Origin of the sequence: Actinoallomurus sp. NPDC050550 (assembly GCF_040655075.1) — a bacterium.
Classification (GTDB): Bacteria; Actinomycetota; Actinomycetes; order Streptosporangiales; family Streptosporangiaceae; genus Actinoallomurus.
The window spans coordinates 182,000-207,756 of sequence record NZ_JBFAJC010000008.1; the positions used below are offsets into that span (position 1 = coordinate 182,000).

Sequence of the window (25,757 nt, forward strand, 5' to 3'; positions counted from 1 at the left end):
ATCACCGGCGTTCGCCGTGTCGTGGGACGCGGCGTACGCCGATGGAACAGCGCGTCCGGTCAGCGGCCGGCCGTGAAGGGCGTCGCGACCGGGCCGGAGACGCCCGGGTCGACGCGGAAGATTCGGCCGGCGTCCGGCTCGGCCTCCCGCTGCTCGGGCGACAGGCCCTGCTGGGACGTCGTGATGAACAGCGTCGAGCGGTCGGTGCCGCCGAAGCAGCAGCTCGACACGTTCGTCACCGGCAGGTGGACCGTGGCGACCAGACGTCCGGACGGGTCGTAGCGGCGCACGGCGCGGCCGCCCCAGAACGCGACCCACAGGTGGCCCTCGTCGTCGACGCTCATCCCGTCCGGGGTGGCACCCTCGACCGCGAACAGCCGCCTGCGGCCGGTCGCCGCGCCGGTCTCCATGTCGTAGTCGAACGCGTCGACCCCTCCGGCCCGCGAGTCGATGAAGTACATCGTGCGGTGGTCGGGACTCCAGCCGAGCCCGTTGGAGATGGTGACGCCTTCCAGCACCGTACGGACCGATCCGTCGAAGACGAACAGCGAGCCCGCCCCGGGCGTCTCGTCGAACGCCATCGTGCCCGCCCAGAACCGCCCCGCCGGGTCGCACTTGCCGTCGTTCATGCGGATCGTGGAACTGTCGGCCAGGTCACCGGTCAGGGCCGTCGCCCGGCCGTCCTCGTCCAGCTCCATGAAGCAGGTGCCGGCGGCGATGATCCACCCACCCAGGACACGGGGGACGGCGGCGCCGATCGGGCGGTCGACCTCCAGCGAGCGCGGATCGGTGAGCGTCTCGCCGTCGAATCCGGCCAGCCACAGCCGCCCGGCCATGATGTCGACCCAGCCGAACCGGTCTCCGTACCAGAACGGCCCTTCGGCGTGCTCCACTCGTACCGGCGAACAGGGTTCCGCGGTGAGTTCCATGTTTCGGCTCCCAAGCGTGACGGCGGCGATCATCGCCAATCTTCCACTACCCGCTCATCCACCGGGCAGCCCGGCACTTCGCGCGGTCAGGATTCTCGCTCGACCACGTGGAAGCGCTCGGCGACGACGGGGGTGTGGCCGAGGAGCTCGGAGAGCCGGTGGACCGATCAGCTGCGGGTGTCGCTCACCGGTTCCAGCCGGCGGTCGCGGTCGCGGCGGTGTCCGGGTCGTCGGTGACCAGGATGAGCCGGTGGTCGTGGTCTGAGTAGAGCACCTCGATGTTCACCCCGGCCGTGGCGAGCGCCTGAGTGATCGCGCCCAGCTGGCCCGGCTTGTCCTGGTGGAGGCGGCGGGCGACCACCTTCCGGCAGGCGATGATCTTGATGCCGGCCCGCTCCAGTGCGGCGGTCGCCGCTTCGCCGTCATGGAACAGGAAGTGCGCCACCCCGCGGCCGTCGACGGTCCAGGCGCCGCCACCCTCCACGCTGACCCCCGCCGCGCCAAGCGCCTCGCCCATCTCCGCCAGCGCGCCAGGCCGGTCGTCCAGTCCGATGGTCAGGTCGTACATCGTCGTCTCCTCAGCCGTGCACGCGGCGGCTGTCCGCCGGTGCCTCGTCACGCTCATCCGGGCCGTAGTCCCGGACCACTTCCGCCATCCGCAGCCGGTACGTCGTGAAGAACCGATGCTGGCCCAGCGCCTGCGCACGCCGGTGCGCCGGCGTGTTCCGCCAGGCGGCGACGGCCTCCTCGTCCCGGAAGAATCCGAGGGCGAGGTACTTGCCCGGCTCGGTCTCGCTGGCATACCGCTCGATCCCGTAGAACCCGTCGAGCTCGGGCAGCAACTCCCGAAGCCGGGCGGACTCGGCCAGGTAGTCCTGGAAGGTGGCCTCGTCGTCCGGGTCGAACCGGTACTCGAAGATCATCGCGATCACACGTCGACCGTACGGCCGCGATACTTCCGTTCCGGTCGAATCATGCCTGCGGTGCCGCGTAATGCGCGGGGCTGATCCTGGACGTACCGCTCCCACGGAAGGATGTACGGGGAGTACCGGCGCTGGACGCCGTGTATCTCTGCTTCTATCCGCAGCATGGAACTGACGCGGCGCCAGCCGATGTCCAGGTAGCGCCAATGAAGCAGCCAGTACGAGCGTGCCGACGGATCGTAAGCGATGATCCATTCCGGGAAGCGAGCCTTTATGCGCTCGATGGTGAGAGTCTCCTCGATCACGCCTGTCTCCCCACCATCGCCCAGACGATCTTTCCGCCGACCACTTCGAACGCGCCGTATCGGCGGGCGCACTGCTTGACGATGGGAATCCCGCGCCCGGATACATCGTGAGACCCCGCCTGCTTCTGCCGGGGCAGGCCGTCGCCAGGGTCGTAGACGCACATGACGACGTACTTCCGCAGCGGAAATATCGAGATCTTGATCTCTTGGCCGGGTGCGGCCTTGATGGCGTTGGTGACCAGCTCACAGATGATCAACTCTCCGTCGTCGATCGCGTTCGGACTACAGCCCAATCGCCCGAGGCTCGCGCGAGCGAACGCGCGGGCGTTCCTGGCCATTTCCGGTCGGCCCTTGATCGTTAGCCTCTCGGCGTTCTCCATCTCGATATTCATCTGGCCCATAACGATGGCTCCCGACATTGCTTCGCGGATTCGTAGGGCCAGCCTGGACCTGTCGCGCTAACATCGCACTGTTTCGAGGAAACATCAGAAACGTCCGGAAACGCGGGGGACCAAGAGATGGCCATGCGGTCGCAACCCGATCCGATGTCCTCGTTGTGGGCGGTCATCGCTCTCCAGCTGCGCTTTCATCGGGAGAGGGCGGGCTTCACGGGCACGCAACTCGGCGAGCGGATCGGCTGTGTTCGATCGACTGTTTCGCGGATCGAGTCGAGCGCTCTCAAACTCGATCCGAAACAAGCGGTTCTTGCGGACGAAGCGCTGCAAACCGGGGGTTTGTTCGCTGCGCTGGTCGTTCATGCCCTGCGCGAGCCGGACGGACACTGGAGCAAGGAACATCGCGACATCGAGGCGACGGCCTCGACGATCCGAATCTTCGAAGCCGTGGTCATCCCCGGTCTGCTCCAAACACCGGAATACGCGCGGGCGCTCGCGCTCGCAAGCGGCGCTGGCGAGGAGGCGGCCCAAGCCGCAGTCGAGGTGCGCATGAACCGACAGGCCATCCTGTCGCGGAAGGATCCTCCCCTGTTGTGGGTGATCATCGCTGAGACGGTTCTCGAGTGGCCGGTTGGCGGCCCCGAGGTCATGCGCGAGCAGTTGGCGCACCTGCTCGAGCTCGCGGACATGCCGAATATCGGGATTCGGGTGGTTCCTAGGGCTGCGGGGGCGTATAAGGGGCTTGATGGTAGTTTCAAGGTGCTGTCCAACGCGTCAGGTGACGTTGCCTATCTGGAGTCACCCGGGCAAGGAAGGCTGGTCTATTCGCTCGAAGCGCGCCCGTATCTCGACCGTTACGACCGGATAGGGATAAAAGCCCTCAACGATGATCAGTCGAAAGAACTGATTCGTACGAAGATGGAGTTGTATCAATGATCGAGCCGTACCGGAAGAGCAGCTACAGCGGAACCGATCAGGGCAGCGACTGCGTCGAGGTCGGTGTCATCGGCCGGGCCGAGGCGGAGACGGGCTGACGAACGGCCTCAGCCGAGGCAGAGGCGTCCACCCGGCCTCATGGATATCGGACAGTCGGGCGGGCCTATGGTTTTCGTCTGTGACGACGGAGAAGGGGCTCTGGGCGGGCTTGCTGCTGGACGCGGTGGCCGGCGACCCGCGGCGGGGGCATCCGGTGGCCGCGTTCGGCCGGGCGGCGTCGGCGCTGGAGCGACGGCTCTACACCGACTCCCGGGCGCGCGGGGCCGTGTTCGCGGCGACCTGCGTGCTCGGAGCCGTCGGCCTGGGCATCGCCGCTGACGCGGTCGTACGGAACACCGCCGCGCGCACCGACCGTATGGGACGCGGACCGCGACGGGTCGACCGGGACCAGACCAGGGGCCTGGCTCGGGTCGTGGTGACGGCGGTTTCGACCTGGGCGGTTCTCGGCGGGACGTCGCTGGGGCGGGAGGGGCTGGCGATGGCGGCCGCGCTGGAGGCGTGCGATGTCGAGGCGGCCCGGCGGCGGCTGCCGCACCTGTGCGGGCGGGACCCGGGTGCCCTGGACGCCAAGGAACTGGCGCGGGCGACGGTCGAGTCGATCGCCGAGAACACCTCCGACGCCGCCGTCGCGCCGCTGTTCTGGGGATCGGTCTTCGGCGTGCCGGGGCTGCTCGCGTACCGGGCGGTCAACACGCTGGACGCGATGGTCGGGCACCGTAGCCCTCGCTATCTGCGCTTCGGCTGGGCCGCCGCCCGTCTCGACGACGCGGCGAACTGGGCGCCCGCGCGGCTGACCGGGCTGCTCACGGTCGTCTGCGCGCCGCTCGTCGGCGGATCGCCGCGCGTGGCGTACGCGATCCTCCGCCGCGACGGTGCCGCCCACCCCAGCCCGAACGCCGGCCGCTGTGAGGCGGCGTTCGCCGGGGCGCTCGGCGTACGGCTCGGCGGCGTCAACGTGTACGGGAATCGTGTCGAGCACCGGCCCGAGCTCGGCGACGGCCGCGCCGCCGAACCGTACGACATCCGGCGTGCCGTCCGGCTGTCTCAGGCGGTCACGGTCGCCTCGGCCGTCGTCACGGTCGGCGCCCGTGCGGCGGTCAGGGCCGGGTGGCGGAGCCTGCGCCGCTGACGGCGGCCAGCCGCGCGGTGTGCCCGGGCAGGTGCTCCTCGGCCCGCATCCGGATGAGCCGGTCCCACGTCACCTCGGCGTCGGTGACCTGACGGCCGGTGCGGTCGACGAGACGGATCCGTACGGTCCGATCGGCCGTCGCCTCGGGCATCCGGCCGACCAGGTCGGAACTCCCTTTCTCATCGGTCGCGACCGGGTCGGCGTGCCAGGTACGGGGCGGCCAGGACGGTCAGGCACAGGGCTGCGGCGACGTAGGCGAAGTCCTGGACGGCGGTCAGCAGGCCGGTCGCCGTGGCGAGGAGGCCGACACCGATCACCGGCACGCCGACGCCGAGGTAGATGACCACGAAGAAGCCCGCCATGACCTCGGCGCGGCGTTCGGCGGGCGCCGCGTTGTTGACCAGGGTGAGGGAGCCGAGGAACACCAGTCCCTGCCCGGCTCCGGCCACGGCGGTGGCGGTGAGGAGCAGGGGCAGGGATGCCACCGCTCCGGCGACGGCGAGCAGGACGAGCCCGGCGGCCAGCAGGGGCAGCCCGGCCGCCCGGACGGTGACCGGGCTCCGCCCGTACCCGACGACCTGGGCGACGGCCGACGAACCGAGCATGAGGGTCACCGCGCCGCCGCTGAGGGCGAGGTTCGCGCTTCCCGCCAGGGTGGCCACGTACGGCGGGACCAGCGTGAGGAAGAGACCGATGACGGCGAAGGCCAGGAAGCCGGCGACACCGCTGGTGGCGAAGACCCGCCGCATGGCGGCCGGGATCCGGGGTCGCTGCGGCCGCCATCGGACCGCCGGGCGTCCCGGCGGCAGTGCCGCCATCGCGACGGCCGCCGGGACCAGCAGGGCGATCTCCACGACGTAGGGGAGCACGCGAGGGGCCGGAGCGTACTGCGCGAGCAGACCCGACAGCAGTGGCCCCGCGCCGAGCCCGCCGACGGACGCGACCGTGGTGACGAGGGCGGCCCGGCGGCGGTCGCCGTTCGGTTCGAGTTCGGTCAGGACGGCGCTGAGCGCTCCGGACGCCGCGCCGAGGGCCAGTCCCTGGGCGACGCGGGCGGCGAACAGCCAGGCCGTCCCGGTGGCGAGGGCGAAGACCAGCGCGCCGACGGAGGCCAGGCCCACGGCGGGGAGCAGGACCCGGCGGCGGCCGACGGCGTCCGACAGTGGTCCGGCGACCAGGAGCGACGGGATGAGGGCCGCGACATAGGCGGCGAAGATCAGGGTGACGACGAGCGGCGAGAACCCGAAGGCCCGCTGGTAGCCGCGGTACAGCGGCGTGGGCAGATTGGTGCCGGCCAGCAGGACCAGCAGCGTGTACGCGGCGCCCCGGAACCTCCATCCGGTTCGGTCCGCGTGACCGGTGCCCGGCCGTAGCCCGGCGCCCGCGGTGTCGGCTGACATCGGATCCTCCTCGACGGTGACTGACCGACGGTCAGTCAATCTCAATGACCGACGTTCAGTCAACCGACTGAACGTCGGTCATTCAGCTATGCTTGAAGACCGGCGGAGAAGGAGACGGACGCGATGGCGACGGGCGCACGGCGCAAGCGGGTGACGAAGAGCCACGACGACCGGCGGGAGGACATCCTCCGGGCGGGCGAGGAGGTGTTCGGCTCGATCGGCTTCAACGTCGCCACGATCGGCCACATCACCGACGCCGCCGAGATCGGCAAGGGCACCTTCTACCTGTACTTCGACACCAAGGACCACCTGCTCGGCGCGCTCTGGGAGCGGTACGTCGACGCGATCGTCACCAAGACCCAGGACATCCTCGGTGAGGACTGCGGCTGGTGGCCGACGATCGACGGTCTCCTCGCCACGCTCATCGAGCACGCCGTCCGGAACGCCGAGCTGCACCGCGTCGTCTACGGCTCGGCGAACGCCCCGGCCCTGGAGATCTGCAAGCGCGCCAACCAGCGCGTCATCGACCTGATCTGCGGCTACGTCGCCGAGGGCGCCGAAGCGGGAGCGTTCGAGGCCCGCGATCCCGCCATGGCTTTCCGCATGGTCTACCACGCGACCGACGGCCTGCTCGACGACCTGATCGCCGATGGCGCGCCGATCGACGTCCAGGAGGTCACCGCCGTGGTGCAGGAGCTCACGCACCGGGCCCTCGGCGCCTCCTGAGATTCCGTCACCACCGAGGACTCCCGATGGCCCTTACCCGGCCGTGTGCGCGAGGACGGCGGCGGCCACCTCCTCGTGCACCTCCGGCGGCAGCGTGTGCCCCATGCCTTCCACGATCATCAGCCGCGCCCCGGGGATCTGCTCGGCGATGATCGCGCCGTGGCCCGGTTTGGCCGGCTCGTGGCTGCCCTCGATGACCAGCGTGGGCGCCTTCACCTGGTGCAGCACGCCCACCGGCTCGAAGTCGGGCTTGGCCGCTCCGGCCAGCCGGTGGTTGGCCACCGCCGACAGGTCACGGGCCCGGTCGTAGATCCGTTCCTGCAGTCGGCGCGCCGCGTCCTCGTCGAACGGCAGCCCGGTGCCGTGCAGCACGCGCTGCTCGGCGATCATCCCGTCGATCCGCGCGCGCCGGTCCTGCGGCGGCGGGGCGGCCATCAGCGCCTGGTAGAAGGCCACGAACTCCGGCGCCGGCTCGGGCAGGCTCCCCTCGGACTGCGGCTGCCCCATCAGGGCCCGCACGAGCACCTCACCCTCGCCGCCGCCGAGCGGCGAGGCGGCGATGACGGTCAGCGAGCGCACCCGCTCCGGCCGCTCCACGGCGACAAGCTGGCCGAGCAGCCCGCCCGCCGAGTGGCCGACCAGGTGCGCGCTCTCCAGGCCGTGGGTGTCCATCACGCGGTAGACGTCGTCCTTGATGTCGTCCCACGTGTACGGCTCCGCCGCGAAGTCGACGGTGCCCGACATGCCGGTGTCACGGTGGTCGTACCGGATCACCCGGCGGCCTCCGGCGGTCAGGCGGCCGACGAACTCGTCCGGCCACAGGATGCCCTGCGACATCGAACCCATGATCAACAGGATCGGCGCGTCCGTCTCGGCGCCGAACTCTTCACTCCAGATGGTCACGTTCTGCATGCCTCAAAGCATGTCGTCCTCGGCTACTGGCGCCTTCTGTAGAACTACTAGTCGCGCCAGTTCCGTACGGGAGCCGATGCCCAGCTTTGGATAGATCTTGTACAGGTGGTACTCGACCGTGCGCGGACTCAGGAAGAGCCGGGCGGCGATCTGCTTGCTCGACAACCCGTCGGCGACCAGGCCCGCGATGCGCAGCTCCTGCGGGGTCAGCGCGTCGAGCACGGCCGCGGGCGAGGTCTGCCCGCTCTCGCCCGCCGCCCGCAACTCGTCCTGCGCGCGCCGCGCCCACGGCCGGGCACCCGCCCGTTCGAACGTCTCCCACGCCATCCGCAGATGCGCCCGCGCCTCGCCCGGCCGCTGCGCGCGGCGCAGGCGCTCACCCAGCAGCAGGGCGGTCCTGGCCGTCTCGAACGGGTTGGTGTGCAGCCGCAGCGCCTCGCCGAAGGCGTCCTCGGACGAGTCGGCCAGGCCCCGGCAGCGGGCCAGCAGCGCGCGCGACTCCGGCGTCGCGGCGTGCGCCGACCATCGCTCGTACGCGGCCAGCGTCGTCCGCGCGCCCGCCTCGTCGCCCGCGCCCACGGCGGCCTCGACGCGGTCCGGCGCGCTCCGCCACACCACGGTCGGATGCCCGGCGCCCGGCCCCGCCGCCGCGATGGCGTTGAAACGGTCGTGCGCCGCCGTGTGGCGGCCCAGGCACAGGTCGAGCAGCGCCAGCGCGTACGCCGCCACTCCCGCCTGCAAACCGACCCGATGCGGTACGGCGATGGCCAGCGCCTCGCGGGCCTGCCGTTCGCAGGGCTCCTCCTCGCCCCGCAGCGCCGCCAGCGCCGCCAGGTTGGCCAGGTGCGCGGCCACCGTGTTCTCATACCCGGCCTCCCGGGCCAGCGCCAGGCCCTCCTCGGAGATGGCCTGGCTGCGTGCCAACCGCCCGGCGATGCGCTCGGCGGTCGCCACGAACTCCAGCACGACGGGCAGCTGCCCGGTCATACCCGACACCCTGGCCACCCGTCCGGCCCGGCCGGCCATCTCGGTGGCCAGGTCCGACTCGCCCAGAGTGCTGGCCGCGGCCGTCGCCCACAGGTACCCCGCCGCGTCCTCCAGTTCGCCGGCCCGCGCCAGCGCCCGCCGCAGCAGGCCCGGCCCGGTAGCGTCGCCGTCCAGCGTCAGGCCGATCCCGGCCACCGTGTCCCGCAGGAAACCCTCGGGGTGCGCTGCCGCCCTCCGGCCGAGCTCGACGATGGCCGTCGTGTCGCCGACGAACGAGGCCGCCTCCACGGCGTCGGCCAGCATGCCCAGACTGTCGCCTGCCGCCAGGATCCGTACGGCCTCGGCGGCGTTGCCCGAGTTCAGCTCGAACCGGCCCCGGAGCTGGGCGATCTCCATGGCGAGGGTGGCGTCCCCATCGGCCCGTTCGCGCGCCTCGGCGAGCAGCGACTCCGCCTGTCCCGGGCGGCCGCCGAGCCAGGCCGCGACGGCGGCGTCCTTCAGGCGGACGGCACGGGCGCGAGCCTCGGGGGTCAGCTCGGCGGCCCTGGCCAGGGCCGTGGCGGCGGCGCCGTACCCGCCGCGGTCGCGCGCCCGCTCCGCGGCGGCCACCAGCGCGGCGGCGACCTGCTCGTCCTGACCCAGGGCGGCTCCGGCCAGGTGCCAGGCGCGGCGATCATCCACGGTCAGCTCCGCCAGGACGGCGTGCACGCGGCGGACGTCGGCGGGAGCGGCCGCCTCGTGCACCGCGGACCGGATGAGCGGATGACGGAAGCGCACGCTCGTGCCCGACACCCCGGCCAGCCCGGCCCCTTCCAGCTCAGCCAGCGCCACCCGCCCAGCGGTGTTCTCGGCGGGCCGTATCGCCTCCTCGGCGAACAACCGGTCGGTGGCGCGCAGGACCGTGTCGAGGTCGGCCTCCACGGCGGCGACCAGTGCGACCAGCCGAGCAGGGGCGGACAACGCGGCCACCCGATCGCCGAAGAGCCGGGCGCCGCCCGGCAAAGGTTCAGGCAGCGGTTCGCGCCCGGCGAGCTGTGCGGGCGTCAGGCGGGCGGCGATCTCGCCCAGGGCGAGCGGATTCGCGCGGGTCAGCGTGACGAGCTCCCGCGCCACATGAGCGGGCAGTACACCGTGGCGGGACTCCAGCAGCTCGGCCGCTGCGGACTCGGGCAGGCCGCGCACATCCACTGTCAGCGGCACGCCCTTGACCGGAACATCCCCGCGCACGGCGAACAACATCGCGATCCGTTCCGTCCCCAGCCGTCTGGCGGCGAACAGCAGCGCGTCGGCCGAGGCCCGGTCGACCCACTGAAAGTCGTCGACCACGCAGATCAGCCCGTCCGGCGCGGCTGCCTCGGCCAGCAACGAAAGCACGCCGGCGCCCAGCAGGAACCGATCCGCGACACTGCCCGCGGCAAGCCCCAGGGCCGTACTCACGGCGCCGCGCTGCGGTTCGGGCAGCGCGTCGAGCGAGCCGGTCACCGGCCACAGCACCTGGTGCAGCGCCGCGAACGCGAGGTCGGACTCGGACTCGACGCCGGTGGTCCGAAGCACACGCGTCGCGCTGCCTCGCGCGGCAGCCGCGTCGAGCAGGGCGGTCTTGCCCGCGCCCGCCTCGCCGCGCAACACCACCGCGGCGCCGGAGCCGGCGCGGGCCCGCACGATCACCTCGTCGAGTGCCCTGATTTCCGCAGATCTTCCGTAAAGCACGAACACCCACTGTAAGGGGCCTTTACGCACCGGCTCCGGCCGCCCGCCGGTCGGCTGCTACCGTCGGCGTCCGTGGGCAACGGGATGCTGCTGGTCGCGGGGACGACGTCAGACGCGGGCAAAAGCGTCCTCACGGCGGGGATCTGCCGGTGGCTCGCCCGGCAGGGGGCCAAGGTCGCCCCGTTCAAGGCGCAGAACATGTCGCTCAACTCGATGGTCACCGCCGACGGGGCGGAGATCGGGCGGGCGCAGGCCATGCAGGCCGCCGCCGCGCGGGTCGAGCCCACCGCCCACATGAACCCGGTGCTCCTCAAGCCCGGCAGCGACCGGCGCAGCCAGGTGGTCGTGCTCGGCCACCCGATCGCCGAGGTCGACGCCATGGGGTACGCCGAGCACAAGCGGCGCCTCCGCGAGGTGGTCCTCGCCAGCCTCGCCGAGCTGCGCGCGCGGTACGACGTGGTGATCTGCGAGGGGGCGGGCAGCCCCGCCGAGATCAACCTGCGCGCCGGCGACCTCGCGAATATGGGCCTCGCGCGCGCCGCCGGGTCCCCGGACGGCCCCGGCATGCCGGTGATCGTCGTCGGGGACATCGACCGGGGCGGGGTCTTCGCCGCGCTGTACGGGACGGTCGGCCTGCTGGAGCCGGAGGACCAGCGGCTGATCGCCGGATTCGTCATCAACAAGTTCCGGGGCGCGCCGGAGCTGCTGGCCCCAGGCCTCGCGCAGATCACGGCCCTGACCGGCCGCCCGGTCTACGGCGTGCTGCCCTGGCTCGGCGGGCTCTGGCTCGACGTGGAGGACTCCCTCGCCCTGGACGCGCGTCCACCGACGCGCCCCGCGGTCGCGGGGGAGACCCTGCGGGTCGCGGTCGCCCGGCTGCCGCGCATCTCGAACTTCACCGACCTGGACGCCCTTTCCGCCGAGCCGGGCGTGAGCGTACGGTTCGCGACCACGCCCGGCGAACTCGCCGACGCGGACCTGGTCGTGCTGCCCGGATCCCGGGCCACGGTCGCCGACCTGGCCTGGCTGCACGAACAGGGACTGGCCGCCGAGATCGTACGACGGGCGCGGGCCGGCCGCCCGGTGCTCGGGATCTGCGGCGGCTACCAGATGCTCGCCCGCGAGATCCTCGACGACATCGAGTCGATGGCCGGACCGGTGGCGGGCCTCGGGCTGCTGCCGGTGCGCGTGGAGTTCGCCCCCGACAAGACCCTGCGCCGACCCAGCGGAACCGCCTACGGCGAACCGGTGCACGCGTACGAGATCCATCACGGCGTGGCCGCGGCGGAGGGCGGGGAACCGTTCCTCGACGGCTGCCGCGTCGGGGCGGTCTGGGGCACGACCTGGCACGGTGCGATGGAGAACGACGGCTTCCGCCGTGCCTTCCTCACCGACGTCGCCCGGACTGCGGGCCGCGACTTCACCCCCGCCCCCGACACCGACTTCGCGGCGCTGCGGGAGGCGCAGCTCGACGCGCTCGGCGATCTCGTGGAACGCCACCTCGACACCGACGCCCTGTGGCGTCTCATCGAGACCGGCACCCCACCGGACCTGCCGATCGTGCCGCCCGGCGGCGCCGGGTCATGAGTGAGCGTGGCGCGTCTGGTCACCTCCCCGGCGGAGGAGGGCACGTGAGTGAGCGGTGCGAGCGAATCGTGAGCATGGCGTGTCTGGTCACCTCCCCGGCGGAGGAGGGCACATGAGCGGGTTCACGCCGGGCGAGGAGCGCTGGCGGGCGGGACTGGGCTCGCTCCGCCAGACGGTCCGCCAGGAGCTCGTGGCGCGGCAGCTCGCCGCGCACCTTCCGGACGCGCCACCCCGGCGCGTCCTCGACCTCGGATGCGGCCAGGGAACGCAGATCCTCCGGCTCGCCCGCCGCGGACACGCCGTGACCGGACTGGACGCCTCGTCGGCGCTGCTCGGCGACCTCACGACCGCGTTGGACGCCGAACCGGCCGCCGTACGGGAGCGCGTCCGCGTCGTCCAGGGAGACGTGACGCGGGCCGCCGCGCTGTGCGGGACGGCGGTCTTCGACGTCGTCCTCTGCCACGGCGTGCTCATGTACTTCGCCGATCCGGGCCCGCTCCTCGACGCCGTCGCGGCCGTCGTCGCTCCGGGCGCGCTGGTGTCCCTCCTGGCACGCAACGGTGACGCCCTGGCCATGCGGCCCGGCCTGTTCGGCGACTGGCCGGCCACCGCGGCGGCCTTCGACGGCACGTCCTACCGCAACCGGATCGGCGTCGAGGCCCGCGCGGACCGGCTCGCCGACCTGACGGCCGCGCTCGCCGAGCGCGGCCTGTCCGTGCCCGCCTGGTACGGCGTCCGCGTCTTCACCGACACGGCGGCCGACGACGCCCCCGTACCCGAGGACCTCGACGCGCTGCTCGCCTCCGAGGAGCGCGCCGGCCGCACGGACCCCTACCGCCGGGTCGCGGCCCTTCTGCACGTCATCGCCCGGCGGCCGTCGGGAGAGTGACGCTCTAAGCCTCCCGACGCGAGGTGGCGGCCAGGGAGCCGAGGAGGGCGAGGGCCTGGCTGCTCGTCGAGGCCGGTTCCGCGTGGTAGACGACGAGCTCCTGCCCGGGACTGGAGCGGACGTCGAAGGTCTGCATCGTCAAGGTCAGCTCTCCGACGTCGCGGTGGTCGAAGCGTTTGCGGTCGAGCGCCTTGCCACGGGCGTCGTGGTGGGCCCACAGTTCGGCGAACTCGGGGCTCTGGTCGAGCAGCTCGGCGAGCACCTGCCGTACTCGCGGGTCGTGCGGAGCCTTGCCGTAACCGAGCCGGAAGCCGGCCACCGAGTTTCGCGCGACGTCGTGCCAGTCCCGGTAGAAGGCTCGCGCGGCCGGGTCGGTGAACACGATGTGCATGAGGTTGCGTGAGTGCGCCCAGTCGTGGAAGAGCGCGTCGGCGATCGCGTTCGAGGCGAGCACGTCGTAGGCGCGGTTTTCTCTAGGCTCTCCGGAGTTGTCGATCTTCCGGCGTTCTGGAGGGGTTCGTGGCCGACGGTGGTGCGTACTGGGATGTCTACTTCTACGACTTCTTCTCGCCTCGTACGGGCGTGGTCGTCGAGGAGGTACCGGGGCTGGGGAGTCTGGAGGAGCGGGCTGTCGGTAACGGCGCGCGCCACGGTACGCCGGTTATCGTGGCGCGGATGGGTGAGGTGGATGCCCGGGTCAACTTGTTCTTCCGTACGGGCAAGGTGGCGGGCGGGAGGCCGTCGACGTGGCGGCGGTACGCCTACGCGCTGGTCGTGTGGATGAACTTCCTGCACGTGTTCGGGCGGCGGTGGGATGAGGCGACGGTGCGGGATGTCGAGGTGTTCAAGCATTGGAGGCTCACCGACCCTCGCAACCAGGATCGTGTCGCGCCGACCACCTTCGACACCGACCGGGCCGCTCTGAACTCCTTCTACTTCTGGGCCAGTGGTCGGTATGGGGTGGCGAATCCGGTGAAGACGGTGGCCGGGGATGCCACTCGTCGCTGGCCGGAGGAATCTGCGAACACTGTGGTGGGGCCGGGCGGCCGCGATCCGTTGCGTCCGGCGGGCGCCAGCCGTCGGCAGGTGAAGTGGATGCAGCGGCCTGCTTTCGAACAGTGGCGCGATATCGGCCTGCGCGGCTATGGGTTCGATGGGCTGCGGCGTCCGGGGTGGCGGGGGGCGTGTGAGGACCGGGATGCCGCGTTCGTGGAGGGCCTGTTGGGCACGGGCTTGCGGTTGGTCGAGTGGGCCAGCGTCTTGGATGTGGAGATCCCGCCGGTCGGCGAGGCGCGGTTCGCGGCGGGGTGGCTGTCGGCGGCGTGCATCAAGGGCGGCAAGGCCGGACGGACTTACCGGATCCCGCGCAGTGTGCTGCGCTCGATCGCCGGCTACACCGACCCGATCACCGGGTCACGGGCTGAGGCCATGCGACGCGCACAGCGGGCGGGCCGCTACCAGCGGTTGAGCAACCTGCAGATCGTGACCGGCTATAACCCGCGCAGCAGGCTGTTGTATCTGGAGGGCCGGGACGGCGTGGTCCATCGGTCGTTGGACGTGATCGGCCCGGACGAACGGCGGCTGCTGTTTCGTCGGGTGGGTGACGATCTCGAACCGCTCGCGCTGTGGTTGACGCCTACGGGGCTGCCGAAGAAGGCCCATGGCTGGGAGGACACCTTCCAGGACGCCAACGCTCGGGTCGCCGACCTGTGGGTGGATGAGTTCTTCCCCGGCCTGCAGGGCGCGGAGCGGGGTCGGCGGCGGGAAAAGTGCCCGCTGTGGTGCCGGCCTCATATGGCCAGGCACAGTTTCGCGTTGAAGTGGTACTCGATCCTGTCGGTGGCTTGGGAGCAACGTATCGCGGGGTTCACCGAGGAGCAGATCGCTGATCTGCGGGAGCAGTTCGGCGGCATCTGGTTCCAACTCGCCTCCATGCTCGGTCACCGAGACCCGATGGTCACCCGCGACACTTATCTGGAGCCCTTCACGTGCTTGCAGATCGACTACCTGATGTCGTTGCTGGATGAGGAGGAGACCGCTGCCGTCGACGCTCTGGTCCGCGTGGTCGTCTCTGGCAGCGGCCGGGTGCTCTCGGCGATCGAGGTCCGGTGACGCGGGTTGGTGCGGGGCGGGGCGGCCGCCGGGCCAGTCTGCCGGACGCTCAGTGGAGAGCTCCCGAGGCATTGATCGACGATGGGCTGGCCGTCCGGTTCGTGGAGGAGGGAACCGGCGAGGAACGGAACTTCGACTTCTCCGACGTGCCGGTGAGCCCGCAGTTGCAGCCCTGGCTGGCGCAGATCTTCCTGCGGAGGATCTCCCCGCCGAAGTCGGTGAAGAAGATCGAATCCGCGAAGGATTTCGCCTGGTATGCGCGCCGGTTCGGCGAGGTGCTCAGTCAGCAGATGCCTGCGCCCACTGCCGTCAACGACGTGACTGCCGGCCATATCGAGGCGTTCTCGGCCAAGTACGCCGGGCTGCGGTCTCATCGCCACTACGTCGACGTGCTCCGTGGCCTACTCCGCGACGCCCCGGAGCTGTCGGCCGAGGTGCGCCGGGCGGTGGTGACCGGGCGTCCGGGCCCTGGGCCCGGTCTTCGAGTGGTGCAGGCGGACGATCCTGCCGGGGGCACCGAGGACGAGGAGACGCCTGCCGAGTACACCGGGATCGAGTGGCAGCAGATCATGACGGTGCTGCGCCGCGACATCCGGCAAGCCCGTGACCGGATCCGAGCCGGTCGGACGCTGCTGGCCCGCTTCCGGGCAGGAGAACTGGCAGCGGGCAGCCATGAGGAACTGGTCGGGCGGCACCTTGACGTCTTCGAGCGGACCGGCGACTTCCCCCGAGCCCCGAACGGCGTCCCCAACACGACGACCACCCGCGCAGGCGGCGTCTGGCAGTTGTCGAGACAGCTGTGCTTGACGATCCCCGAGCTCGGCGCGTTCGCCCTTCTGCTGACCGCGCTCACCGGCGAAAACCTCGGGACCGTCGCTGCCTGGCCAGCCGTGACCTACCGCCCCGACGGCGGCCGCCAGGACCTGCCCGCGGTCGCACTGCTCGAGGCTTCCAAGCCCCGCCGGGGCCCCGACCGCGAACACATGATCACCGCGTTGGAGGACATCCCGTCGACGCTGGCCTCGGTGCTGGCCGAGGGAGAGGACGAGCGGCGGCTGTTCCGATCACCGTTGAAGGTCTATCTGCTGCTGATCGAGCTGACCGAGCTGACCCGACGGCACGGCGGCCACACCGGGGCGTTCAGCGCCTACACCCCTGCTCCAGGGAAGAAGCAGCACCGGTGGGTGAGTCCCGCACGCAACTTCCATCTCCACAAGTGGGCCGAGCAGAACGGGTTCGGGCGCCAGACCGGGGGCGACGGCGAGCTGCTGCCGTTGATCGAAGTGCGACGCGTCCGCAACACCGTGATCGAGCGCCGGCGGCGTCCGATCGCGCACTCACGGCGCACGATGAACGACCAGTACCTCAAACGCAGCGAGCACGTCATCCGCGAGAGCCGCGCCGTCGTTGCCGAGGCGCTACGCGGCGAGGTCGACAAGGCCCGAGCTCGGCAGAGTGTCCAGGTGTTCACCACGGCCTTCATTGAACGCGCCCGCCGCGCCCCGGAGATGGCCGCCGCCGAGGCCGGGGTGGACGTCGACACCCTGCACCGGCTGCTGTCCGGGGAGAACGACACCGTCCTGGCCGGCTGTGTCGACCATCTGGCTGGAATCCACAGCGACCCCGGACTTCCGTGCCCGGCCTCGTTCCTGGACTGCCTGACCTGCGTGAACGCCCGGGCGCTGCCTCATCAGCTGCCGGTTCAGCTGCTCGCTCAGGACCAGATCGCGGGCCTTCGCCCGCACCTGGATCCGCGCGTCTGGCAGACACGCTGGGCGGACACCCTCAGCAGGCTCCGTGATCTCACCGGCCCGCACCACTACACCGACGCCGAACGCGCCGACGCCCGATCCCGGATCGAGGACCGGCACCACGCCATGGTCGACGACCTGTTGCAGGGCAGATTGGAACTACGGTGACCACCACAGATCCACTCAGGGCGGCGGACCCCGACGTGGTGGTCCTGCGCGGCCGAACGATCCGCGCTGGCACACCGGCCACGCAGTTGTCACGCTTCGGTGACCAGGTCTGGATCTTGCAGCCGGCCCACCCCGACGCCCACCAGGGCGTGAACGCGGTGCACTGGGAGCCGTTCCCCGCTCACCTGGTGCCGCTGTTCAAGACCTTTGCCCTGGCCGTGCTGGATCACCCGGTCCCGGCCGAGTGGGCGGTGAGCACGGGAGTGCAGTTCCTGGGAGTACAGACGTTCTCGACACGGATGTTGCACCTTCGGGTGTTCGCCACCTGGATGAACGACCACGGGCTCAAGGAGTTGAACGTGGTCACCGACCGGCACCTGGAGCGTTATCGAAGCCACGTCCTGGCCCTGGATTGTCGCCCTAAGCGCCGCGCTGACCTGCTCAACGCCGTGTTGATGCTGCACAACTACCGGGAGTACCTGCCGCCCTCCTGCCAGCTGGCCACCCGGGCCGCGCCCTGGGGCGGCACCATCGACTACGACCAACTCGGCCCGATCGCGGTCAAGGGGGAGAACAAGACCCCGAAGATCGCGTCGGCAACGATGGAGAACCTGCTGGCGTGGTCACTTTGGATGATCGAGGAAGCTGGCCCCGACATCGTCGCAGCACACGACTTCTACCAACAGATACGCACGGGCACCCACCCATCCCAGCAGCGCTACGCCGGACTCGGGGAAACCGACCGGCTGAGGGTCTTCCTGGACCACTCGCAACGGGACCAAACGCCGCTTCCCGGCACCACGACATCCAGCGGGACAGTCGAGCCGAACGACCACTACCTCGGCCAACTCCTCGGCGCCTCCCGCCCTGACCACTACGTGAGGAAGTCACCGGTCCGCCGCCGGATGCTCGCGGAGGCGAGCCTGCCGATCAACGACAAGAGCCACCTGGGGTCTGCGGTCACCGGCACGATCAACGGCAAGCCGTGGCGTGACGAGCCGATCGCCCTCGACGAACTGGCCGATCTGGTGCGGTTGTTGTTCGCCGCGGGCGCGGTGATCGTCTGCTACCTGAGCGGAATGCGGCCGGGAGAATGCCTCAACCTGCGCAAGGGGTGTCGCGACACCGATCCCGACTCCGGCGAACTACTCCTCAACGGCCGCCGCGGCAAAGGCAGAGGCCGCACCCCAGCACCCGACCAGCCGCGTCGGCACGCCGAGCCCCACAAGAACGACGATCCGCTGAAACGGCCCTGGGTGGTGGTCCAACCCGTCCATGACGCCATCGCCGTCCTGGAACGCTTCGCCTTCGGCGACCTGATCTTTCCCGCCAAACCGATGAGGTCGGTGCGCAGCGGCTTCCTGAACAACCGGGCGCGCAGCAGCGCCTATATGGCCCAGGACATCAACGACTTCGTTGACTGGGTCAACCGCACCTTCACTACCACCGACCAGGACCCGCCGATCCCACCCGACTCAACCAAACACCTGCATCTGTCGCGGTTCAGGCGCACCCTGGCCTACTTCATCGTCCGCCAGCCGCGGGGCCTGATCGCGGCCGCGTTGCAGTATGGGCACGTGTCGACCCTGGTCACGCTCAACTACAGCGGCTCGGCCGACACCGAGTGGATGAACGAACTAGCCGTCGAGCGGCTGGAAATGGTCGTCGAGCAGACCGAGGAGGACACGAACCTGCTGGACGATGGCGAGCACGTCAGCGGCCCCGCCGCCGACGAATACCGGGTACGCGTCGTCCGCTCCGCGCCGTTTGCGGGCCAGGTGATCAACCACGCCCGCAACGTCGAACGACTCCTAGCCAGCGTCGACCCCAACATCCACCACGGCGAAGGCATGACCTGCGTCTGGACCAGGCAGACCGCCGCCTGCGAACGCGCCCGGATCGAGGCCGGCCTGCCCACAGACGGCCAGCCCGACCAAGCCGAATGCCGAACAACCTGCCAGAACCTCGCCTACACCGACCGCGACATCGTCCAACTGCAGCACCGGGTCACAGCCCTCGACGCGACCACCGCCGACCGACTCACCCCCCGCCCCCTCCGCGACCGCGCCGCCACCCAAGCCACCCAGACGCGGGAGATCATCAGCCGTCATGAACGATCTCGCACGACCGTTGTGACTCGCGAAGGAGAAGACGCGTGAGCCGCGCACCCCGCGATCGCGAAGCGGACAGAGCCACGATCCGGGCCGCCGCTGACCGGCTCCTGGCAGGAACCCCACTTCACTCGGCCTCGGGAAAGCTCACCGGGACCGAACTGATCACAGAATCGGGCCTCCGCCGTGACGTCGTCTACGGCCACCGCGACCTGGTCGACGACTTCCAGGCCCGCGTGAAGGCCCAGCACACCATCCCGCTGGCCATGCAGAAGCTCACTGCGGAGAACACCCAGCTCAACGAGCAACTCACCCATGCTCGAGCCAAGCTCGCCACGGAACGAGCCACCGGACAGGCGCTGCGACGCGCGATTGCCGAGCTGTCCCTGGAACTCCAACAGGCGCACGAGGAACTCGCTGCAGCCAGCGAGGTCACCGCGCTCCCCATCCAGGGGTCCCGGTAGTCCTGGAGGAATTTCCGACGGATATACCGCTGACCTGCGGAAACTCGGAGGGTTCTGGGGACCGACTGCCGAGCGGCGTCCGGATAGCCCCCGCTCAGTGAGACGTTCACCGGACGACTTATCTGAGGCGGCGTCTTCGCACGTCGTGATGGCCGCACGGGCATCTGTCCGGGTGTCCGTTGGAGGAACCTCTTACGGACACCCGGCGCCGCGCGAGCCCATATCCGTTGGTTTCTCCGCCAGGACTACCGGGACCCCGGGAGACCGCGGCGCTGTGCCGGTCCCACACCTGCTGGACGAGCGACCGGAAGTCGGTCCGCTCCGCGTCCGTGCTGCGGCGGACGGACGCCGCCACGGGCCGGGGCCGCGTTCCGCGCGGGCGGCGCCGACCACGATGGTGACCACGTCGCGCGCGTTCTCCCCGTCGGCCAGCGCGCCGGCGAACTCGGCCACGTCCTCCGGGGCCGGCGGCGAGTCCGGGGACGAGCGCAGCAGGATCACGCCGTCGTACTCGTCGACCGCCACCCCGGACCGGGCCGAGCCGGCCGCGCCTGATCCGGCGGGAAGACGCCCTGGTCCAGCGGGTCACGAGCTACCTCCGGTGACGGCTTCGGTCTCGTCGAAGAGGCGGCCGGCCACCGGATCCGACCGGATCCGCCACCGGGCCGTTCTTCCACGAGACCGCACGGCGGTCTGCGGCCGCCTCCCGCTCCGTACGCCGGGACCGGGCGAGAGATGGCCTCGGTACGACATACGTGGCACGCGGCCCGTGGGTTCACTCGATCATCACGTATTTCCGCCTTTTTCGCCCGGCGGATGGGGCGGTACGCGGTCGGCGCAGACTGATCACATGCGTGCTTCCATCGGCTCGATGGCCACGCGGTCTCCGGGACCCCGGGCGAGATGTTCTCGACTGACCTGGCGCCGTCACGATGATCCTGCTCGGCAGGCAACCGATGGTACGCGCAGCACGTCCCAAATTCAGGGACGGCGACGGCGAGATGGCGGCCGCCGTTCATCGGTGGCGAAGGGGATCGATGATTCGGCTGCGCTCGGGCGTAAAGCACCTCGGCTCGTGGGTCAGAGTCTTGTCGGTCCCGTTGGCCGCTGCTTGCTGTCTGTATTTCTCGGCCACGTCCATGGGACCGTCCTGGTCGGCGATGCTCGGTCACGGCACCCCTGGCACCTTCACAGCCGAACGGTGCGAGCGCGGGAAGTCCGGATGTTCCTGGGAAGGAACCTTCGTCTCCGACGACGGCTGGACCCTGCGCACGGACGTCGGACTCAGCGACGGGGACGGGGTGAGCCACGTCGGCCAGCAGGTCCGAGCGCTGGACATCAGCGACCAGGTCGTCTATCCCGAGAATAACTTCGCGGCCCTCAGCGCTGACCTCTTCTTCGAGGCGATCCTCCTCGTAATGTCACTCGCCACGCTTTTCGTCTGGACCATTCTGATGCTGAACCGACTCCGGCGACGGCGCCGCAGGACTCCCACCCACGACTGGCGGTCGGGGTCATTCCCGTAGGCCCCGGCCTTCGCGAATCATCTTGACCATGGTTCTGACCTGTGACGCACCCTGGAAACGGGGGGCGGTGAAGAGCGAAGGCTGATTCAGGACCGCGTAACGGTCAAGTTCGGTCCGCGACGCCTCTCTGCCCCACTCCGGCCACACCCCGGCCGGAGCCGTCGGCGCCGTAAGCGCCGTCGGCGGCGCGAGGGGCGGTGGTGCCGGCCGGCGACGCGGCCAGCGCCTCGCGGAGCAGGTCGGTGTCCACCGTCATGGGGTCCCGGTAGTCCTGACGGAGAAACCAACGGATATGGGCTCGCGCGGCGCCGTGGTGTCCGTAAGAGGTTCCCCAAACGGACACCGGCCGTCACCGTTCCTGCCCCTGTTACCCGGTCGGCAGGCCAGGACTACGGCGTCGATCCTTCTCGGTCCAGATCCTGCAGGACGCCGCCTCCCGCGGCCTCAACGTCACCGTCAACCCGATGCTCATGGACTTCGGGTACTCCCGATCGTGGGGCGACGCCCTGATCTCGGCCGCGAACGCGACGCTCGCCCAGATGAAGCAGATCTGGACCGGCAAGAGCGACGCCGCCTCAAAAAGATGCTCGGCCTCACCCCGATGATCGGTAAGAACGACACCGGCCCGACCACCACCCAGACGATCGCCCGCCAGCTGCTGAGCTACGCCCAGACCAACTGCTGGCGGACATCTGTGAGCGTCGGTGGGTGGTCTTGAAAGTGCTGGTTGGTGGCCAGGGTTTGTGCTGGTGGGCGGTCAGTGGAGTGCTGTGTGGTGGACAGGTCGAATGCTGGTCTGGCGGACAGTGAATGTGCTGTTCCGGTAGCTCGTCCGGGTCCGGTTCTGGAGCGCGACCATGGCCGGGGTGAGTGCTCCCGGGGACGAGCGTGCGGTGATGGGTGTCGTCTCCCGGACGGGCTGGGGCATCTGCGCGGTCAGCGCGTGGCCGAGGCTCGCCGATCGTGTGGGACGCGGTCCCGGGGTGTCTGTACGGCAGGACGCTGGTACTGGGCACGGGCCAACATGCATCAGTGAGCCTTTGTGGTCACGAGGTCGGTCATGGGCTGGATCGGATGGATGACAAGGCTAACCATCTGGGGTCTCCAGCCTGTAGGCCCCCAGGCTGCGGCCGAGGGCCGCCGTGGCAAGGCATTTGCCTCCGGTCTCGGGCCTCAGGCGGAACCGTATCGACTGAGAGATCGTCTCATCCCCGACAAATCGGATGATCGAAGGCGAGACGCTGCGTGAACGCGACAGTGTGGATGTTCCTCGTCGTCATTTTTGTGGTGACGCCGATAGCCCTCCTCAAATGGTGGTTCATCGGCAACCGCTTCACCGGGACCACGGCGAAACAGCTGTACAAGCACCACACCGACTCAAAGGCCGCCCAGGAACGAATGCGCCAACGGCCCGCCGGTTCACCCGTACCCCAGCCCGCCGAGGCCCTCCCCGGCAGCGCCCAGTACGACGCCTCCATCGCGCGGAGCCGCGCTGGCGATCACCAAGCCGCATGCGCTCACCTGCAGGAGGCGATCGCCATCCGCCGTGCCCAGCTCGGCGATGAACACGAAGCGACGCTGACCTGCCGGATCTCGATGATCGGCACCCTCTGCAGCCTGAAGCGAGTCGCCGATGCCAACCGCGAGACCGACGAGGTCGCGGCGATCCTGCAACGGAAGACCATCGACCCGAAAACCGAGGCCATCTTCCGCACTCAGGAGAGACTGGCCCGGCACCTGCAAAAGCTGTACGGCGATATTTGAAGGACCCGGCCTCAGCGAGGCACGTCCATGCTGACGTCGCAGGTCAAGGGTCTGATGCGGGGTATCACGTCAGGTCCTGTGCCCGGTTCAGGAGACCCCGGGTCCCGGGACTCTACTGACGGGTAGTAACGCTAAGGACGGAGCGGCAGGTCATCCCTGAAGGGGTGGGGCCGGTCAAGTCGCTAGGAGTGGGCGGTTTGGTTCGTGCTGACCGTTTCTTGAGTGGTGGCGGGCTGATTTTGGGCGCGCTGAGGTGCCGGGGGCGGGGTCAAGGTGGAGCGCCTACTGGACGAACGACCTCGAGGCCGTCCCCGGGCCCTCGGTGAGGGCTCTCCGCTCCCGAACGTGTCCTGAGCCCCAAAGTAGATCGATCGGTGCAGGTCACAAGGTCCGTGCCGAGCCTCGCGGAGACTGGGGTTTCGGCGCCGGGTGGCGGCGCTGAGCATGCGGCCGAATTGGTGCGGGAGACGACACCAATGCGCTGACCTGCGCCTATGTCGCTCCACTGGCCGGACAGAATCGGCGTTCTGTCGGGTCAGGCGCTACTTGGCGGCTCAGGACACGTTCGGGAGCGGAGGGCCTCGTCGGTAGGCCGTGTGTGGATGCGCAGGATGTCGATCCGGGCGTGGCCGCCGACCCTGCCAGCGGAGCGCGGACATCCGCCGAGCCTGGAACGGCCGCCAGCCGAGCGCCCGGGGAGAGCCGCCGACCTAGACCACTCCGGTTAAACGGAGACCTGAGACCTTCGATTCTCGGGACTAGCAGCCCCGTCCCCAGATGGCGGCGGGTGGGGTGTCTGTTCAGCCGACGAGTGGGGTCACTCCGCCGCCGTTCTTGGCCTCGATGAGGCGGAACGACTCGCCCGAGGTCAGGATCAGGTGTGCGTGGTGGAGAAGTCGATCCACTCCGGCGCTGGCCAGGGTCTTGGGCATGATCGAATCGAATCCCGAAGGGTGGGTGTTGCTCGTCAGGATGATCGAGCGGCGTTCGTATGCGCAGTCGATGATGCGGTAGAACGCCTCGGCCTGGATGGGTTCGACGGGCAAGACGCCGATGTCGTCGATGACGATGATGTGGTTGGCGCAGATCTTGGCGATGGTGCGGGTGACGGCGCCATCCACCTTGGCCTTGGCGAGCTGATCAGCCGGCCCGGCCGCTCCCGCCCCATCAGGCTCTGCCCGCCATCCCGCAGCCGCACATACCGCTTCACCGTTCTGGGGTGGCATCCCACCAGCTCAGCCGCCGACCACACACTGTGGGTCAGGTCATAGGCGTTGAGGATCTCGCAGATCTCCGCATCCGATTTCACCGGGCGTGGGTTCCTCTCCGTGAACGAGTTCGTGAACTGGCACCCGAACTCTCTCCACACCGGCACCCACCCGGTCCGTGAACACGCCTCCTTGATCAACCCCAGCCCGTCACCCGATCGGCACTTCCCTGTCCGCCTACCAGCACAACCCATGTCCACCCGCCCGCACCCGCTGTCCGCCCACCAGCACCCGATCTGTCCGCCAGACCGGCACCAGGCCGTCCGCCCACCTACACAACCCATGTCCGTCAGCCAGCACCCACCCGTCCGCCTACCAGCACTTTCACCTGTCCGCTAGCACCAACCACGTCGGGTACATCGGCTTCTGGTCCGTCGGCCGCGACAACGGCGGCTGCCCGAACGGCTCCGTCTCGCCGACCTGCAGCGGCATCGGCCAGAGCACGTACGAGTTCACCGGCATCTTCAAGGGGTTCACGGGCTGACACGGAGGCCATCGAGGAGGGAGGCCCCACGGCCGGTCCCACCCGCCAGAGCGGGACCGGCCGCCGGGGCTTCCCCGGAGGGCATCAGGTGCCACGGTGGCTCAACGTCCGGTCCTGCGCCGCATCCGACGCAATTCCTTCCTGCAGAGGGAGAATCCCCCCCACGTGAAGCAGATGGTGCACAGGATGTTCACCGTCGTCGCCGACCATCCGCTACCACTGATGAACGTGGGATCGTCAGTCTCATAACGGATATGCACGGTGTCCCCGACGTCCGGCGACAAACCCACCTCCAGGGCGTACACCTGCGCAGTGATCGTTTGGCCATCGCGGGTGCGGAACTCGACGGCGACATCCCTGTTCTTCAGCCCGAGGCCCGTCTGGACCACCGTGGCGGACGTCGTGACGCCGCGAGTGATGAGCAGGCACTCGACGACACCGATGAAAATCCCGAAAACCGCGAAGCCAACACCGAGCGCGATCGAAACCAATCCGGAGGCGCGGGATCTATGCGTGAACCTCTGTTTCACCTAAGTAGGACGCGCGCGCTGCAGGTTCGGTTACCACCTCGTCATCACCGACATCGACGCACCACGGCGCCGGCTCGCCCTATCACGCCGCCAAGCCCGATAACAGACCGCAGCCGCAACTTCCACCGCCTACGGCGCCAGCACCAACCAGTCCGGCCAACTCCGACACGTACTCAGTCTCAGCTCTGTACTCCAAGGAGTACGCCGACATCCAACGCCGACAACATCAAATCCGACAAGCAGCTTGCCTAGTGAATGCGTTGTAGACGATGGCGGGGTTGTTCGGCCATGCGGTCATGAGCTGCAGCAGGCTCGGGTCGACGCGCTCGTCGACGGCGGTGGCCCGGGCGCGGGGGCTGAGCCCGGCCAGGCGGAACAGGTGTTCGCGGCCGTCCTCGTCGAGGCGCAGGGCTGCGGCCAGGGCGTCGATCACCTGGGTCGAGGGCGTGCGTTCGCGGCCCTGCTCGAGGCGGATGTAGTAGTCGACGCTGACGCCGGCCAGCATCGCCACCTCTTCGCGTCGCAGGCCGGGGACCCGCCGGTGGCCGACGCTCGGCAGATCGGCCTCGCCCGGCGTGACCTGGGCCCGCCGGGCGCGCAGATAGGCGCCGAGATCGGAGCGTGTCATATCGGCCATCGTATGAGCGTTCGCCGATGGCTTGGTGGGTGTGGTACTCCCAGGAAGACGGCG

27 protein-coding genes are annotated in these 25,757 nt (G+C 69.8%); 13 read left to right on the forward strand and 14 right to left on the reverse strand.

The window, feature by feature from the left end:
• Window positions 1-59: 59 nt before the first annotated feature.
• From AB0I04_RS14155 to AB0I04_RS14175, 5 genes are all read right to left on the reverse strand, one after another.
• Window positions 60-929 carry an SMP-30/gluconolactonase/LRE family protein gene (locus AB0I04_RS14155; protein WP_360883601.1) on the reverse strand — a complete coding sequence of 290 codons (870 nt, stop codon included), beginning with the start codon at window positions 927-929 and terminating at the stop codon, window positions 60-62.
• 184 nt (window positions 930-1,113) lie between these two features.
• On the reverse strand, window positions 1,114-1,497 hold the full coding sequence (locus AB0I04_RS14160; protein ID WP_360883604.1) for an amino acid-binding protein: 384 nt from the start codon (window positions 1,495-1,497) through the stop codon (window positions 1,114-1,116).
• Window positions 1,498-1,507: 10 nt separating this feature from the next.
• The gene (locus tag AB0I04_RS14165) at window positions 1,508-1,852 is read right to left on the reverse strand and encodes an antibiotic biosynthesis monooxygenase (protein ID WP_360883890.1); all 345 of its coding nucleotides are present in this window, start codon (window positions 1,850-1,852) and stop codon (window positions 1,508-1,510) included.
• Between the two features lie 5 nt (window positions 1,853-1,857).
• The gene (locus tag AB0I04_RS14170; protein ID WP_360883606.1) at window positions 1,858-2,157 is read right to left on the reverse strand and encodes a hypothetical protein; all 300 of its coding nucleotides are present in this window, start codon (window positions 2,155-2,157) and stop codon (window positions 1,858-1,860) included.
• Window positions 2,154-2,558, reverse strand: coding sequence for an ATP-binding protein (locus AB0I04_RS14175; protein ID WP_360883609.1), 405 nt, complete (start codon window positions 2,556-2,558; stop codon window positions 2,154-2,156). Before AB0I04_RS14175 ends, AB0I04_RS14170 begins: the two co-directional genes overlap by 4 nt.
• Window positions 2,559-2,675: 117 nt before the next feature.
• Between AB0I04_RS14175 and AB0I04_RS14180 the strand changes: the two genes are divergently transcribed.
• The 3 genes from AB0I04_RS14180 (at window position 2,676) to AB0I04_RS14190 (ending at window position 4,677) form a co-directional block, all read left to right on the forward strand.
• Window positions 2,676-3,488, forward strand: coding sequence for a helix-turn-helix transcriptional regulator (locus tag AB0I04_RS14180; RefSeq protein ID WP_360883612.1), 813 nt, complete (start codon window positions 2,676-2,678; stop codon window positions 3,486-3,488).
• Window positions 3,485-3,586, forward strand: a complete 102-nt coding sequence (locus AB0I04_RS14185; RefSeq protein ID WP_360883615.1) for a DUF397 domain-containing protein — start codon at window positions 3,485-3,487, stop codon at window positions 3,584-3,586. The genes AB0I04_RS14180 and AB0I04_RS14185 overlap by 4 nt, the downstream gene beginning before the upstream one ends.
• 80 nt (window positions 3,587-3,666) lie before the next feature.
• A complete protein-coding gene (locus AB0I04_RS14190; RefSeq protein WP_360883618.1) occupies window positions 3,667-4,677 on the forward strand; it encodes a cobalamin biosynthesis protein in 1,011 nt (336 codons plus the stop codon).
• Here AB0I04_RS14190 and AB0I04_RS14195 read toward each other — a convergent pair.
• The gene (locus AB0I04_RS14195; RefSeq protein ID WP_360883621.1) at window positions 4,646-4,828 is read right to left on the reverse strand and encodes a hypothetical protein; all 183 of its coding nucleotides are present in this window, start codon (window positions 4,826-4,828) and stop codon (window positions 4,646-4,648) included. The two genes, AB0I04_RS14190 and AB0I04_RS14195, sit on opposite strands and share 32 nt — an antisense overlap.
• Window positions 4,829-4,856: 28 nt before the next feature.
• Complete coding sequence (locus tag AB0I04_RS14200; protein WP_360883624.1) at window positions 4,857-6,077, reverse strand: MFS transporter; 1,221 nt, start codon at window positions 6,075-6,077, stop codon at window positions 4,857-4,859.
• Window positions 6,078-6,200: 123 nt separating this feature from the next.
• Between AB0I04_RS14200 and AB0I04_RS14205 the strand changes: the two genes are divergently transcribed.
• A complete protein-coding gene (locus AB0I04_RS14205; protein WP_360883627.1) occupies window positions 6,201-6,803 on the forward strand; it encodes a TetR/AcrR family transcriptional regulator in 603 nt (200 codons plus the stop codon).
• A gap of 33 nt (window positions 6,804-6,836) precedes the next feature.
• On the opposite strand, the gene AB0I04_RS14210 is transcribed toward AB0I04_RS14205, so the two are convergent.
• A complete protein-coding gene (locus tag AB0I04_RS14210) occupies window positions 6,837-7,715 on the reverse strand; it encodes an alpha/beta fold hydrolase (protein WP_360883630.1) in 879 nt (292 codons plus the stop codon).
• Window positions 7,716-7,718: 3 nt separating this feature from the next.
• The gene (locus AB0I04_RS14215; protein WP_360883632.1) at window positions 7,719-10,412 is read right to left on the reverse strand and encodes a LuxR C-terminal-related transcriptional regulator; all 2,694 of its coding nucleotides are present in this window, start codon (window positions 10,410-10,412) and stop codon (window positions 7,719-7,721) included.
• An 84-nt stretch (window positions 10,413-10,496) separates the two neighbouring features.
• On the opposite strand from AB0I04_RS14215, the gene AB0I04_RS14220 reads away from it, so the two are divergent.
• Both AB0I04_RS14220 and AB0I04_RS14225 read left to right on the forward strand, forming a co-directional pair.
• A complete protein-coding gene (locus AB0I04_RS14220; protein WP_360883893.1) occupies window positions 10,497-11,999 on the forward strand; it encodes a cobyric acid synthase in 1,503 nt (500 codons plus the stop codon).
• 112 nt (window positions 12,000-12,111) lie between these two features.
• Window positions 12,112-12,888, forward strand: coding sequence for a methyltransferase domain-containing protein (locus AB0I04_RS14225; protein ID WP_360883635.1), 777 nt, complete (start codon window positions 12,112-12,114; stop codon window positions 12,886-12,888).
• 4 nt (window positions 12,889-12,892) lie between these two features.
• Here the strand turns inward: AB0I04_RS14225 and AB0I04_RS14230 are convergent, their stop codons facing one another.
• On the reverse strand, window positions 12,893-13,384 hold the full coding sequence (locus AB0I04_RS14230) for a hypothetical protein (RefSeq protein WP_360883896.1): 492 nt from the start codon (window positions 13,382-13,384) through the stop codon (window positions 12,893-12,895).
• 86 nt (window positions 13,385-13,470) lie between these two features.
• Here AB0I04_RS14230 and AB0I04_RS14235 point away from each other — a divergent pair, with 86 nt between their 5' ends.
• The 5 genes from AB0I04_RS14235 to AB0I04_RS14255 all read left to right on the forward strand — a co-directional run bounded on the left by AB0I04_RS14235 (window position 13,471) and on the right by AB0I04_RS14255 (window position 21,020).
• On the forward strand, window positions 13,471-15,000 hold the full coding sequence (locus tag AB0I04_RS14235; protein ID WP_360883638.1) for an integrase: 1,530 nt from the start codon (window positions 13,471-13,473) through the stop codon (window positions 14,998-15,000).
• Entirely contained in the window at window positions 14,997-16,919 is a 1,923-nt protein-coding gene (locus AB0I04_RS14240; protein WP_360883640.1) for a hypothetical protein, read from the forward strand. Before AB0I04_RS14235 ends, AB0I04_RS14240 begins: the two co-directional genes overlap by 4 nt.
• Window positions 16,916-19,078, forward strand: a complete 2,163-nt coding sequence (locus tag AB0I04_RS14245) for an integrase (RefSeq protein ID WP_360883643.1) — start codon at window positions 16,916-16,918, stop codon at window positions 19,076-19,078. The genes AB0I04_RS14240 and AB0I04_RS14245 overlap by 4 nt, the downstream gene beginning before the upstream one ends.
• A complete protein-coding gene (locus tag AB0I04_RS14250; protein ID WP_360883646.1) occupies window positions 19,075-19,494 on the forward strand; it encodes a hypothetical protein in 420 nt (139 codons plus the stop codon). The genes AB0I04_RS14245 and AB0I04_RS14250 overlap by 4 nt, the downstream gene beginning before the upstream one ends.
• Window positions 19,495-20,633: 1,139 nt before the next feature.
• Entirely contained in the window at window positions 20,634-21,020 is a 387-nt protein-coding gene (locus AB0I04_RS14255; RefSeq protein WP_360883649.1) for a hypothetical protein, read from the forward strand.
• A gap of 103 nt (window positions 21,021-21,123) precedes the next feature.
• Here AB0I04_RS14255 and AB0I04_RS14260 read toward each other — a convergent pair whose 3' ends face one another.
• On the reverse strand, window positions 21,124-21,276 hold the full coding sequence (locus AB0I04_RS14260) for a hypothetical protein (RefSeq protein ID WP_360883652.1): 153 nt from the start codon (window positions 21,274-21,276) through the stop codon (window positions 21,124-21,126).
• Between the two features lie 208 nt (window positions 21,277-21,484).
• Between AB0I04_RS14260 and AB0I04_RS14265 the strand changes: the two genes are divergently transcribed.
• Both AB0I04_RS14265 and AB0I04_RS14270 read left to right on the forward strand, forming a co-directional pair.
• Window positions 21,485-21,625 (forward strand): hypothetical protein, encoded by a 141-nt coding sequence (locus tag AB0I04_RS14265; RefSeq protein ID WP_360883655.1) that lies wholly within the window; start codon window positions 21,485-21,487, stop codon window positions 21,623-21,625.
• Window positions 21,626-22,265: 640 nt separating this feature from the next.
• Window positions 22,266-22,784, forward strand: coding sequence for a tetratricopeptide repeat protein (locus tag AB0I04_RS14270; RefSeq protein ID WP_360883658.1), 519 nt, complete (start codon window positions 22,266-22,268; stop codon window positions 22,782-22,784).
• Window positions 22,785-23,584: 800 nt separating this feature from the next.
• Here AB0I04_RS14270 and AB0I04_RS14275 read toward each other — a convergent pair.
• The 3 genes from AB0I04_RS14275 to AB0I04_RS14285 form a co-directional block, all read right to left on the reverse strand.
• The gene (locus AB0I04_RS14275; protein WP_360883661.1) at window positions 23,585-24,010 is read right to left on the reverse strand and encodes an ATP-binding protein; all 426 of its coding nucleotides are present in this window, start codon (window positions 24,008-24,010) and stop codon (window positions 23,585-23,587) included.
• Between the two features lie 627 nt (window positions 24,011-24,637).
• Window positions 24,638-25,066 (reverse strand): DUF3592 domain-containing protein, encoded by a 429-nt coding sequence (locus tag AB0I04_RS14280; protein ID WP_360883664.1) that lies wholly within the window; start codon window positions 25,064-25,066, stop codon window positions 24,638-24,640.
• Between the two features lie 226 nt (window positions 25,067-25,292).
• Window positions 25,293-25,694 carry a helix-turn-helix transcriptional regulator gene (locus AB0I04_RS14285; RefSeq protein ID WP_360883666.1) on the reverse strand — a complete coding sequence of 134 codons (402 nt, stop codon included), beginning with the start codon at window positions 25,692-25,694 and terminating at the stop codon, window positions 25,293-25,295.
• Window positions 25,695-25,757 lie beyond the last annotated feature (63 nt).

Excerpts from the sequence above, each read along its gene's own strand:
- AB0I04_RS14195 (WP_360883621.1), bottom strand. The coding sequence starts at position 4,828 with ATGCCCGAGGCGACGGCCGATCGGACCGTACGGATCCGTCTCGTCGAC.
- AB0I04_RS14200 (WP_360883624.1), bottom strand. The coding sequence starts at position 6,077 with ATGTCAGCCGACACCGCGGGCGCCGGGCTACGGCCGGGCACCGGTCAC.
- AB0I04_RS14155 (WP_360883601.1), bottom strand. The coding sequence starts at position 929 with ATGGAACTCACCGCGGAACCCTGTTCGCCGGTACGAGTGGAGCACGCC.
- AB0I04_RS14160 (WP_360883604.1), bottom strand. The coding sequence starts at position 1,497 with ATGTACGACCTGACCATCGGACTGGACGACCGGCCTGGCGCGCTGGCG.
- AB0I04_RS14220 (WP_360883893.1), top strand. The coding sequence starts at position 10,497 with ATGCTGCTGGTCGCGGGGACGACGTCAGACGCGGGCAAAAGCGTCCTC.
- AB0I04_RS14185 (WP_360883615.1), top strand. The coding sequence starts at position 3,485 with ATGATCGAGCCGTACCGGAAGAGCAGCTACAGCGGAACCGATCAGGGC.
- AB0I04_RS14180 (WP_360883612.1), top strand. The coding sequence starts at position 2,676 with ATGGCCATGCGGTCGCAACCCGATCCGATGTCCTCGTTGTGGGCGGTC.
- AB0I04_RS14175 (WP_360883609.1), bottom strand. The coding sequence starts at position 2,558 with ATGGGCCAGATGAATATCGAGATGGAGAACGCCGAGAGGCTAACGATC.
- AB0I04_RS14210 (WP_360883630.1), bottom strand. The coding sequence starts at position 7,715 with ATGCAGAACGTGACCATCTGGAGTGAAGAGTTCGGCGCCGAGACGGAC.
- AB0I04_RS14255 (WP_360883649.1), top strand. The coding sequence starts at position 20,634 with ATGGGACCGTCCTGGTCGGCGATGCTCGGTCACGGCACCCCTGGCACC.
- AB0I04_RS14260 (WP_360883652.1), bottom strand. The coding sequence starts at position 21,276 with ATGACGGTGGACACCGACCTGCTCCGCGAGGCGCTGGCCGCGTCGCCG.
- AB0I04_RS14265 (WP_360883655.1), top strand. The coding sequence starts at position 21,485 with ATGCTCATGGACTTCGGGTACTCCCGATCGTGGGGCGACGCCCTGATC.
- AB0I04_RS14165 (WP_360883890.1), bottom strand. The coding sequence starts at position 1,852 with ATGATCTTCGAGTACCGGTTCGACCCGGACGACGAGGCCACCTTCCAG.
- AB0I04_RS14205 (WP_360883627.1), top strand. The coding sequence starts at position 6,201 with ATGGCGACGGGCGCACGGCGCAAGCGGGTGACGAAGAGCCACGACGAC.
- AB0I04_RS14225 (WP_360883635.1), top strand. The coding sequence starts at position 12,112 with ATGAGCGGGTTCACGCCGGGCGAGGAGCGCTGGCGGGCGGGACTGGGC.
- AB0I04_RS14275 (WP_360883661.1), bottom strand. The coding sequence starts at position 24,010 with ATGCCACCCCAGAACGGTGAAGCGGTATGTGCGGCTGCGGGATGGCGG.
- AB0I04_RS14285 (WP_360883666.1), bottom strand. The coding sequence starts at position 25,694 with ATGACACGCTCCGATCTCGGCGCCTATCTGCGCGCCCGGCGGGCCCAG.